General features: G+C 67.3%; 10 protein-coding genes. 1 reads left to right on the forward strand and 9 read right to left on the reverse strand.

What is annotated here, in order from left to right; all coding sequences use genetic code 11:
• Position 1: 1 nt before the first annotated feature.
• From C8D04_RS15375 to C8D04_RS15400, 6 genes are all read right to left on the reverse strand, one after another.
• On the reverse strand, positions 2-415 hold the full coding sequence (locus C8D04_RS15375) for a DUF302 domain-containing protein (RefSeq protein WP_116005641.1): 414 nt from the start codon (positions 413-415) through the stop codon (positions 2-4).
• A gap of 86 nt (positions 416-501) precedes the next feature.
• Entirely contained in the window at positions 502-1,773 is a 1,272-nt protein-coding gene (locus C8D04_RS15380; protein ID WP_116005642.1) for an FAD/NAD(P)-binding oxidoreductase, read from the reverse strand.
• A 69-nt stretch (positions 1,774-1,842) separates the two neighbouring features.
• A complete protein-coding gene (locus tag C8D04_RS15385) occupies positions 1,843-3,216 on the reverse strand; it encodes a TolC family protein (RefSeq protein ID WP_116005643.1) in 1,374 nt (457 codons plus the stop codon).
• A 173-nt stretch (positions 3,217-3,389) separates the two neighbouring features.
• Positions 3,390-3,752 (reverse strand): carboxymuconolactone decarboxylase family protein, encoded by a 363-nt coding sequence (locus C8D04_RS15390; RefSeq protein ID WP_116005644.1) that lies wholly within the window; start codon positions 3,750-3,752, stop codon positions 3,390-3,392.
• A 49-nt stretch (positions 3,753-3,801) separates the two neighbouring features.
• Entirely contained in the window at positions 3,802-7,053 is a 3,252-nt protein-coding gene (locus C8D04_RS15395) for an efflux RND transporter permease subunit (protein ID WP_116005645.1), read from the reverse strand.
• A 10-nt stretch (positions 7,054-7,063) separates the two neighbouring features.
• Positions 7,064-8,089, reverse strand: coding sequence for an efflux RND transporter periplasmic adaptor subunit (locus C8D04_RS15400; protein WP_243405763.1), 1,026 nt, complete (start codon positions 8,087-8,089; stop codon positions 7,064-7,066).
• A 177-nt stretch (positions 8,090-8,266) separates the two neighbouring features.
• On the opposite strand from C8D04_RS15400, the gene C8D04_RS15405 reads away from it, so the two are divergent.
• Positions 8,267-8,608 carry a metalloregulator ArsR/SmtB family transcription factor gene (locus C8D04_RS15405; protein ID WP_116006224.1) on the forward strand — a complete coding sequence of 114 codons (342 nt, stop codon included), beginning with the start codon at positions 8,267-8,269 and terminating at the stop codon, positions 8,606-8,608.
• On the opposite strand, the gene C8D04_RS15410 is transcribed toward C8D04_RS15405, so the two are convergent.
• The 3 genes from C8D04_RS15410 to C8D04_RS15420 are packed head-to-tail and all read right to left on the reverse strand — an operon-like array spanning position 8,601 to position 11,238.
• The gene (locus C8D04_RS15410) at positions 8,601-10,082 is read right to left on the reverse strand and encodes an efflux transporter outer membrane subunit (protein ID WP_116005647.1); all 1,482 of its coding nucleotides are present in this window, start codon (positions 10,080-10,082) and stop codon (positions 8,601-8,603) included. The genes C8D04_RS15405 and C8D04_RS15410 overlap by 8 nt on opposite strands.
• On the reverse strand, positions 10,079-10,501 hold the full coding sequence (locus C8D04_RS15415; RefSeq protein ID WP_116005648.1) for a hypothetical protein: 423 nt from the start codon (positions 10,499-10,501) through the stop codon (positions 10,079-10,081). The genes C8D04_RS15410 and C8D04_RS15415 overlap by 4 nt, the downstream gene beginning before the upstream one ends.
• A gap of 29 nt (positions 10,502-10,530) precedes the next feature.
• A complete protein-coding gene (locus tag C8D04_RS15420; RefSeq protein ID WP_116005649.1) occupies positions 10,531-11,238 on the reverse strand; it encodes an ABC transporter ATP-binding protein in 708 nt (235 codons plus the stop codon).

Raw genomic sequence — 11,238 nt, forward strand, 5'->3', positions numbered from 1 at the left:
ACTAGGCGCCTTGGCCGCCCAGGGCGGCCACGACCCGCAGCAGGGCGGCGCGTGCGCTTTCCAGCGCGTCGCGCACGGCGGGGTTCTGGCTGGCGCTGGCGGCGAGGATGACGCGAGGGTCCTGCAGCAGCACGCGCGTCTGGCCGGGGGTGGCCTCGTGCGCGCTGGCGCCGCAGGGCAGCAGCGCGGCGATGTCGGGCTCTGCCGTGACCAGCGCGTGCGCCACCTTGGGCGAGCACACGCCCAGCAGGCGCTGGGGCGCGCTGTCGATGCCCAGCTTGGCTTTCAGTGTGGCCTGCATGTCCACCTCGCTGACGATGCCCATCTGCTCGGCCGCGAGGGCTGCGCGCAAGGTTTCCACGGCGGCGGGCAGGGGTTGCGCGAGGGTGATGGCAAAGGCATAGGAGGGAGACATGACCGGTCTTTCTGAAATATGAGTAAAAAGTGCCTCTAGCGCTTTCTGGGTAAGCGCTATCAGCTATTAAATCAATAGTGAATGCGCTACTTTTCCAGCCGCTCGATGCCCAGCGCCTTGAGCACATGCTTCTCGTACAGGGGCTCTGAGGTGCCGTTCTTCATCTTGTACATGAAGTACTTTTCAAACGCCACCTTGGCCAGGTGCACCCATTTGCCCTTCTTGAACCAGTTGACGTTGCGCGGCGGGATTTGCGGCAGCGCCACGAAGGCGGCGCCGGTGTCGCCCATGTCGGCCAGGCAGATGGCGTTCCAGGTGCCTTTGGCGTCGGCAGGCTTGCCTTCGATTTCAGCGGCAATGTTGTGCACGATGGCCGTGATCATGCTCTCGATCATGTAGCCGGTCTTGGGCGCGCCGGTGGGCACGGGCGTCACTTCGACGGGCGGGATGGCGACGCACACGCCGGCCGAGAAGATGTTGCGGTACTTCTTGCTGCGCTGGAACTCGTCGATCAGCACAAAGCCGCGCGGGTTGCACAGGCCTTCGACCTGGGCCACGGCGTCCACGCCCTTGAAGGCGGGCAGCATCATGCTGAACTTGAAGGGCAGCTCGTGCTCCTTTTTCACCTGGCCGTCTTCGCCCAGCTCGGTAACGAACATCTTGCCCGCCTCCACCTTGGTGACCTTGGCGTTGCAGATCCACTTGATGTCGTTGTTGCGCAGGTCGCTCTCGAGCATGCCCTTGGAGTCGCCCACGCCGCCCAGGCCCATGTGGCCGATGTAGGGCTCGGCGGTGATGAAGGTCAGCGGCACCTTGTTGCGCAGTTTGCGGCGCTGCAGGTCCTTGTTGAAGATGAAGGCGAATTCATAGGCCGGACCGAAGCACGAGGCCGCCGGCATGGCGCCGATGATGGCCGGGCCGGGGTCTTGGATGAACGCCTGGTAATCGGCCCAGGTCTTCTCGGCATGGTCCACGGTGCAGATGGAGTGCGTGAAGCCGCCGGGGCCGGCGCCCGGCACTTCATCAAAAGCCAGCTTGGGGCCGGTGGTGATGATGAGGTAGTCGTAAGCCACCTGCGCACCGCCCTCCAGCGTCAACTGGTTGACCTCGGCGTCGATGCGGTCCACGCGCTGGGCAATGAAATCGATGCCCTTTTTCTCCAGGTAGGGGCGGATCGGAATGGTGGTGTCCCCGCGTTCTCGCCAGCCCACGGCCACCCAGGGGTTCGATGGCACGAACTGGAAGTAGTCCACCGCGTTGATCACGGTGATCTTGTGCGACTTGTCGATTTTGGCGCGCAGCTCATAGGCCGCCGGCATGCCGCCGGTGCCTGCGCCGAGAATCACGATATGGGCCATGCTTGTCTCCTGGGGTGGTGCCGGGTTCTCCGGCGGGGTGGCTGAAACCTGGGTTCTTTCTTCTTCTCGTCAGGGTGCGCGTGTCAACACTTGGTTGGCGCTGTGCAGCGTGTCTTCATCAAGCTGCCCGGCCAGCGCGGCCAGGCGCAGGCGGTCGAGCAGCAAACCGGTGCGCGCCTGCGCCAGGGCCAGGCGTGCGGCGGCGGCGTCGTTTTCGGCGTTCAGCACGTCGAGCAAGGTGCGGTGGCCCACCTCGTGGCCGAGCCGGGTGGCATCCAGGCGCGCTTCGCTGGCGGCCAGCGCCTCGCCCAGCGCCTGCACCCGGCCTGCACCCACGGACAGGCCCAGCCAGGCGCTGTGCACCTGCTGCGCCACCTGCTCGCGCGTGCTTTGCACCTGCGCCTCGGCCTTGGCTTGCAGCGCCAGGGCTTCGTCTTGCTTGGCACTGCGCCAGCCGCCGGTGTAAAGCGGTACATTGATCTGCACGCCCACCATGGCGTTCACGCTCTTGTTGCGGGCGCTGCCGAAGTCGCCGCTGCCGTGCAGGCGGTCCTGCCCGGCCTGGGCCACCAGGTCCACCGTGGTGGCGGCGCGCAGGCTGTGTTTTTGGGCCTCGGCCTTGGCGATGTCCAGCGCCAGGGCCTGCATGCGCAGGGACGGGTTGTTGGCCTCGGCATCGCTTTGCCAGGCCGTCAGGTCGCGGGGCGCTGTGGCCTCGATGTTGCCCGGCAGTTGCACCGCCAGGCTGCTGCCGGGCAGGCCGGTGCTGTCGGCCAGCAGGCGGCGTTTCACGTCGAGGTCGGTTTGGGCGGCCAGGCGCTGGGCGCGCAGGCCCGCCAGGCGCGCGCGGGCTTCGTGGGTGTCGGTAATGGGCAGGCTGCCCAGTTCGTAGCGGTCCAGGGCCTCGGTGCTGGCCTTTTGCACGGCTTGTAGCTGGCGGTCAAGCACCTGCAAAGCCTCCTGCGCCACAGCCACGTCGAAATAGCGCTGTGCGGTGCGCAGCATGGTGGCTTGGCTTGCGGCCTGCCATTGCAGGTCGGTCATGTCGGCCTGCAGGCCGAGCTGTTGCTGCTGTGCGCTGCGCACCGGGTTGATGAGCGGCTGGCTGGCCTGCAGTGCCCAGCGGGTGGCGGTGCCGCCCGTCACCGAGGTGGCGAAGTTCACGCCGTTGGACTGGCCCAGGCCCGGTGCCGAGAACTGCGCGCCGCGCATCTCGTTTTCGTTGGTCGCCAGGCCCGCCGATGCGGTCAACGCGACGCCGGGGCGCCACAGCGCCGCGGCCTGGTCGCGCTGCGGTTGCGCCGTACCGTGCGCGGCGCGGGCCACGGCCAGCTCGCGGTCGTTTTGCTGTGCGGCCTGCCAGGCCTGCAGCAAATCAGTGGCCCAGGCAGTTGGTGTGGCGCAGGCGGCGGCGAGGAGGAGAAGGCGAATGAAGTGGTGCATGGTGTTATCTCCCACGGGTCAGCAGGGATTGCAGCCAGCGCACAAAATTTGCGCCGTGCCGCGCCCAGCAAGGGCAATACTGGACAAGATCCCGCGATGGCGCGCGCCGCAGACCGCCCGATCCACGGATGCGCGACGCGTGGCTGACTTGTTCAGCATTGCCCTGTTGCAGCTCATGCCGTGGCCTTTACAGCCAGGGTGCTGAATTCTTCAAAGGCGGCCGTGGCCTTGGCGGCGTACATCAGCGATGGCCCGCCACCCATGTAGACGGCCATGCCCATCGTTTCTGCGACTTCTTCGCGGGTGGCACCGAGTTGGACGAGCGCCTGGGCGTGGTAGCCCACGCAGGGGTCGCAGCGCGCGCCCACCGAGAGGGCGAGGGCAATCAGCTCCTTGGTTTTCTTGTCAAGCACGCCGTCCTTGCCGGCCGCCTGGGCCATGGCGGAGAAGCCGCGCAGGGTGTCGGGGATGTCGGCACGCAGCTGCGCGATCTGGGCCGAGGTTTCTTGCGTTAGGGTCAGGTAGCTGGTGGTCATGATTTTCAATAAAAATGGCATCCAGCGCTTATGGAGTAAGCGCTAATAGCTATGAAGTTGATAGTTCTTCATCCCGTGCCAGCGCGCCCAGGCGCTTGCGGTAGGCCGCGTAGTACAGGGTGGGAATCACCACCAGCGTGAGCACGGTGGAGACGGCGATGCCAAAGATCAGCGAGATCGCCAGCCCGTTGAAGATCGGGTCGTCCAGGATGAAGAAGGCGCCCAGCATGGCGGCCAGCCCGGTCAGCACGATGGGCTGCGCGCGTGTGATGGCCGCGTTAACGATGGCCTGCTTGAAGTCCATGCCGCTTCGCACCTGCAGGTTGATAAAGTCCACCAGCAAGATGGAGTTGCGCACGATGATGCCGGCCAGCGCGATCATGCCGATCATGCTGGTGGCGGTGTACTGCGCGCCCAGCAGCGCGTGGCCGGGCATCACACCGATGATGGTCAGCGGGATGGGCGCCATGATGATCAGCGGCGTGAGGTAGCTGCCAAACTGCGCCACCACCAGCAGGTAGATCAGGATCAGGCCCACGGCGTAGGCGGCGCCCATGTCGCGGAAGGTCTCGTAGGTGATCTGCCACTCGCCGTCCCACTTGAGGGCGTAGCCGCGCCAGGCGTCCTGCGGCTGGTGGATGAAGTATTCCTCCAGCGTGCCACCGTCGGGCATGGGCAATTGGGCGATGTCGCCGCGCATGGCAAACATGCCGTAGAGCGGGCTGTCCACCTTGCCCGCCATGTCGGCCACGACGTAATTCACGGGCAGCAAATCCTTGTGGTGGATCGGCTGCTCACGCAGCGTGTCGCTCACGGTGACCAGTTCGCGGATCGGCACCAGCGCACCGCTGGCCGAACGCACCGTGAGCTGCAGCAGCGCAGCCAGGTTGCCCTGATCCTGCGGCGGCAGCTGCAGCGTGGCAGCGGCAGGGTATTTGCTTTGGTCGTGCACATAGGCCGTTGCTTCGCCGGCCAGCCCGGCGCGCAGTGTGGTCACGATGGCCTGCTGCGGCACGCCCAGCATGGCGGCCTTGCGCCGGTCGACCAGCAGCAGGGTGCGCGGGGCGTCGGCAATGCTGCTGTCGTCCACGTCCACCAGGCCTTCGGCCTTGTCGAACACGCTGCGCACCGCCTTGGCCACCTGGCGGCGGCCCTGCGCGTCGGGGCCATAGATTTCGGCCACGATGGGCGAGAGCACGGGCGGGCCGGGCGGCACTTCCACCACCTTCACGTTGCCGCCAAAGCGTTTGGCAATTTCCTGCAGCGGCGAGCGCACGCGCGTGGCAATGGCGTGGCTCTGGTCGTGGCGCTCGTGTTTGTCCACCAGGTTGACCTGGATATCACCCACCGCGCCCCCGGCGCGCAGGTAGTACTGGCGCACCAGGCCGTTGAAGTTGATCGGTGCGGCGGTGCCTGCGTAGGCCTGGTAATCGGTCACTTCGGGCACTGTTGCAAGGTATGCGCCCAGCTCGTGCATCAGCGTGGCGGTGCGCTCGACCGGCGTACCCGCGGGCATGTCCACGACCACCTGGAATTCGGACTTGTTGTCAAAGGGCAGCATCTTGAGCAGCACCAGACCGGTGGCAGGCAGTGCCACAGAGATGGCGATCAGCAGCGCCACGCCCAGGCCCAGAAAACCGCGGTTGCGCCCGCCGCGTTGCTCATCCAGCAATGGCGTGAAGATGCGCGTGAACAGTGGCGTGATGTGCCGCGCCATGCCCGAAGGCTGGGCGTGGCCTTGCTCGGCTTCGCCGTGGTGCGCCTTCATCCACAGGCGCGCCAGCCAGGGCGTGACGACAAAGGCAATCGCCAGCGACAGCAGCATGCCCATGCTGGCGTTGATCGGGATGGGACTCATGTACGGGCCCATCAGCCCCGAGACAAACGCCATGGGCAGCAACGCGGCAATCACGGTGAAGGTGGCGAGGATGGTCGGGCCACCCACTTCGTCCACCGCGCCGGGAATGATCTGCGCCAGCGTCTTGCCGGGTTCGAGCTTCTGGTGGCGGTGGATGTTCTCGACCACCACGATGGCGTCGTCCACCAGGATGCCGATGGAGAAAATGAGTGCAAACAGCGACACCCGGTTGAGCGTGAAGCCCCAGGCCCAGGACGCAAACAGCGTGGCGGTGAGTGTAAGCACCACGGCCGTGCCGACGATGGCCGCCTCGCGCCGCCCCAGGGCGATGAACACCAGCGCCACGACCGACGCGGTGGCGAACAGCAGCTTCTGGATCAGTTTTTGCGCTTTGTCGTTGGCGGTGGCGCCGTAGTTGCGCGTTTCGGCCACCTGCACCGCAGCGGGAATCACGGTGTTCTTCAGCGCTTCGACCCGTGTCATCACGGCATTGGCCACGTCGATGGCGTTCTCGCCGGGCTTCTTGGTGATGGCGATGGTGACAGCCGGATACTCTGCCGCCTTCTCGCCCGCCGTGCCATGCCACACATAGCGGCTGGGCGGCGGCGCGCCGTCCCGCACCTGGGCCACTTCGCGCAGGAACACGGGCTTGCCACTGCGCACGCCGACCACCAGGTCGGCCACGTCATTGGCACCTTGCAGGAAGGGGCCGGACTCGATGGCCACGGAGCGGTTGCCGCCCAGCAATTCGCCCACGGGCAGGCCCAGGTTGGCCGATTTCAGCGCCATGCGCAGGTCGGCCACGGTGACGCCCATCCCCGCCATGCGGGCGGGGTCCAGTTCCACCATGACGGCGCGGCCGGGGCCGCCGATGGTGGTGACTTCGCGCGTGCCGGGCACGCGCTTCAAATCGGCTTCCACGCTGTGCGCCACGCGCTCGAGGTCAAAGGCGCCGGTGTCCGGCTGGTCGCTGAACAGCGTGAGTGAAACGATGGGCACATCGTCAATGCCCTTGGGCTTGATGATGGGGGCCATCACGCCCAGGCCCTGGGGCAGCCAGTCGGCGTTGGAGTTGACGGTGTCGTACAGGCGCACCAGCGCCTCGGTGCGCGGCACACCCACCTTGAACTGCACCGTGAGAATGGCCATGCCGGGGTGCGAGAGCGACATCACATGCTCGGCGCCGGTGATTTGCGAGAGCACCTGCTCGGCTGGAATGGCGACCATTTGCTCCACGTCGCGCACACTGGCGCCGGGGAACGGAATCAGCACGTTGGCCATGGTGACGTTGATCTGCGGTTCTTCTTCGCGCGGCGTCACCATCACGGCGAAGGCACCCAGCAGCAGCGCCACCAGCGCCAGCAGCGGCGTGATTTGCGCGCTCTGGAAGAACGCCGCAATGCGCCCCGAAATGCCCATGCTCTTGTGTTTCTGCTCTTGCATGTCGGGCCTTTCAGCGTGCGCGGGTGGCGGACTGCGGGTCGAGCACCACCGCTTCGCCGGGCGCCACGCCCGTCAGCACTTCCACACGGTCGCCATCGACCCGGCCCAGGCGCACCTGGCGCAGCAGCGCTTTGCCATGGGCGTCCTGCACATACAGGCCGGTCATCTCGGCGCGGCGAACGATGGCGGAGACCGGCACAGTCACGCTCTTGGCCTGCTCGCTGCCGCCAGCGGCTGGCAGCCACAGGCGGGCAAACATGCCGGGCACCACACCTTGCACGGTACCGGGCAACTCGGCGCGCACCTGCACGGTGTGCGTGGCGGCGTCGATGGTGGGCAGCACCTGCACGCGCGCGGCCTGGGGCCACTGTTGCGCGGCGGGCAGGCCGGGCAGTTCCACGCGCACGGCGTCTGCTTGCACGCGCGGTGCCAGCGACTGCGGCACGGCGGCCGTCACGCGCAGGCTGCTGGGGTCGTAGAGCGAGAGCAGGGTGCGGCCCGGCATGGCCATGTCGCCCAGTTGCACGGGCACTTCGGCCACGACGCCGGCATAGGGCGCACGCACGATGTTGAGTGCCGCCCCGGTGCGTGCCGCGCCGGCCTGTGCCGCCTGGGCCGCCACCTGGGCGCGGGCGGCCTTGTAGCCGGATTCGGCCTGGTCGAGTGCCGACTGGCTGATGTATTTCTTCTGGAACAGCTGTTTTTGCCGTTCGTACTCCCGCGTGGCCACGTCCAGCGAAGCACGGGCCGCCTGCACTTGGGCATCAACGGCGGCGGCGCTTTGGTCGGCGGCGCGGGCGTCAATGCGCAGCAGCAATTGCCCCGCCTTGACGGTGTCGCCCGCCTTGACGTTTAGTTCCACCACGGCGCCGGGCATCTGCGCGGCCACCACCGTCTGGCGCACGGCCTCGACCACGCCGTCAAAGCCGGTGCGGCCCTGCAGGGCCGCCGCCTGCGCCGGAGCGGTCTGCACATCGGCCGCATTGGCCGCATTGGCCGTGCCGACCAGTGCCAGCACTACAGCCAATGCTTTCATGAGGGGATGGATTTTCTGCATGGTTCTCTTTCGCACGCCCCGCTTTACAAGGCGGGTCTGGTCAATCAGGAAGTGTTGGACTATTATTTGCGCAACTAACTAAATAGTCAACAAGTTGATTTTTGACCGTTTTTAAATGCCATGAAATCCATTGCTGCGCCTGCCAGTGGTGACCGCATGGGCCAGCTGCCCGATGCGGCGCTGGAGACGGTGGCTGCGTACTTCCGGGTGCTCGGTGAACCCACGCGGCTGCAGCTGTTGCAGTGGCTGGGCGAAGGCGAGCACACAGTGGGGGCGCTGGCCGTGCTGTGCGGTTGCAGCATGGCCAATGTTTCGCGCCACCTGGCCTTGCTCACGCGCCATGGTCTGGTGCAGCGCGAGATGCGCGGTCACAGCGCCTGGTACCGGCGCGCCGACCCGTCGGTGGATGTGCTGTGCGACGGCGTCTGCGGCCATATCAGCCGCCATTTCGAGCGCTTGCGCAGCGAGCGCAGTTTCCCCCCGCCGGCCATTACATAGGCATAGCGAAGCGCCCGCCCGCTCCCACGGCCTGAAACAACGCTGCGCTGTCGGCCAGGCGCTGCGCCTGCGCGGCCACCAGGCTGCTGCGCAGTTGCAAAGCCTGCTGCTCGGCCACCAGCCATTGCAGATAGCTGGCGGCGCCCAGGTGGAGTTGGTGTTGCGTAGCCTGCAGGCTGGCCTGGGCGGCGGCATCGGCGCGCACCAGGGCGCCGAGCACCTGGGCATCCGCCTGGGCGGAGTGCAGGGCATCGGCCACGCTGCGCAGCGCGTCGAGCACCACGGCCTGGTACTGCGCGGCAGCGGCGTCCAGTGCAGCCAGCGCGGCGCGTTGCTGCGCTGGCAGGGCCGGGTCGAACAGGGGCTGTGTGAGCTGGGCAATCAAGCCCCACACGGCGGAGCCGCCGCCAAACAGGGCGCCCGCGGTCAGTGCCTGGCTGCCCAGGCTGGCGCTGAGGCGAAGCTGTGGGTACATGCGCGCCACGGCCACTCCGTGGTCTGCGCTGGCCGCCTGCACCAGTGCTTCGGCAGCCTGGATGTCAGGACGCTGGCGCACCAGTTCAGAGGGCAGCACCTGCGGCAGCGCGGCGGGCAGCGTGAAATCGTGCAGGGTGAAGGCGGGCAGCGGTGCTTCGCCGGGCGTGCGCCCGGCCAGCACGGCCAGCAGGTGGCCGCTTTGCACCGCCTGTTTGCGCAATTGCAGAATGGACGCGCGGGTTTGCTCCAGCGCGGCCTGCAATGCTTGCTCATCGGCAGGCATGGCTTGGCCCAGACGCACGCGCTCACGGGCGAGGGCGCTTTGCGCCTCCTGGTTGCGTGCAATCGCCTCCAGGGCTTCAGCCTGGGCAGCGATGCGGGCCTGGGTGATGGCGGTGCTGGCCAGGCGTGCAGCCAGGTCCAGACGGGCTCCGGCGAGTTGGTAGCGACGGTAGTCGGTGCGTGCGGCCAGGGCTTCCAGGGCTCGCCGGTTGCCGCCCGAAAGATCGAGCTGGTACTGCACGCCCACGCTGGCGCTGTGCAGACTGAAGGTGCGCCCGTCGCCCGGCAGTCCCTGCGCGCTGGGCGAAATGTGCTGGCGCCCACTGCCCACACCAAGGTCAACGCGTGGTAGCTGCGTGGCGCGCTCCTGCGCACCTTGCAGCTCCTGCGCCTGTCGCAGTTGGGCCTGCGCCGCTGCCAGCGTCGGGCTGGCCTGCAGGGCCTCGGCGATCAGCGCGTCCAGACCGGGGGAGCCGAGCTGCTGCCACCAGGGCGCCTCCAGATCCATGTCGGCGCGCCATGTCTGCGCTGCGCCAAAAGCGGTTTCGCTGGCGCTGTTCTGTACGGCTGGGGCCGGGTGCGGCAGTGCGTTGTCTGCCAGGGGCCCAGGGGCTTGGTAATCCGGGCCTGCCGCGCAGCCTGTGAGCAGGGCAGTCAGCAACAGGGCCCAGGCAGGGTGCCCGCCGGGCAGCCGGTGCAGCAAAGGGGTCTTCATGGCGTGGCCTCCCGCCGGACAGATCGGCCGGGCCGCAGGCGCAAAGCCAGGGCGCCGATGCCCAGCCACACCGCGGTGCGCAGTGCCATGGCGGCGACGGTGCGCATCTCAAAGGCGCCGCCCGTCAGCACATGGATTCCGAAAGCCGCAAACACCAGGGCGCTGGCCAGGCCAATGCAGAGCGCCAGCCACGCTGCCCAGCCCAGGCGCCGCCACAGCGCAAGGCCTGCGGCCACGTAGGCAAAACCGGCCAGAAAGTTGAACCAGAGCACAAACGGCACATAGGCCCCGGCAGCGGTGCGTGCGGCTTCGCCGCCGAACAGCACGGTACCGCCCTCTTTGAGGGTCAGCAGGCCAAAGAGCACAGCGAACACGCTGGCACCGCGCAGCCAGGGATTGCGTTGCAGAAGGGCATTCATAGGGGGGGCCTCCGGGAGATGTTGCAAATTCATGGTGCGCGTCCTTCGCCCGCTTCCTCGTGCGTCACGCCGTCGCGGATGTGGTAAATCCGCTTGAAGGTTGGAATGATCTTCTCGTCGTGCGTGACTACGATCACGGCGGTCTCGAACCGCTGCGCCATGTCGTTGAGGATGCGGATCACCGCCATGGCGCGTTCGCTGTCGAGCGGCGCCGTGGGCTCGTCGGCCAGCACCACGGGCGGGCGGTTGACGAGGCCGCGTGCAATGGCCACGCGCTGCTGTTCGCCGCCCGACAGCTGCGCGGGCATGGCGCGGGCGCGGTGGCCCACGTCGAGGGCATCGAGCAGTTCGCGCGCCCGCTGGCGCGCCTGGCCGTTGGGGACCCCGGCCAGCATGGGCAGCAGGGCGACGTTGTCGGTCACGTCCAGAAACGGAATCAGGTAGGGCGCCTGGAACACGAAGCCGATGCGGTCGCGCCGCAGCGCGCGCAGGTCGCGAATCTTCCAGCCGTTGTCGTAGATGACTTCATCGCCCAGCGTCATGCGCCCGGCGCTGGGTTCGATCACCGCGCCCAGGCATTTGAGCAGCGTGCTTTTGCCCGAGCCGGATGGCCCGATCAGCCCGACGACCTCGCCCGGCGCGACGACCATGTTGACGTCCTTGAGCGCGTCCACGGCGGTATCGCCCTGCCCGTAGCGCTTGCGCACGCCTTCGATGAGAATCCCTCGACCTGCCAT

It is taken from the genome of Simplicispira sp. 125, assembly GCF_003096555.1.
Taxonomy (GTDB): Bacteria; Pseudomonadota; Gammaproteobacteria; order Burkholderiales; family Burkholderiaceae_C; genus Simplicispira.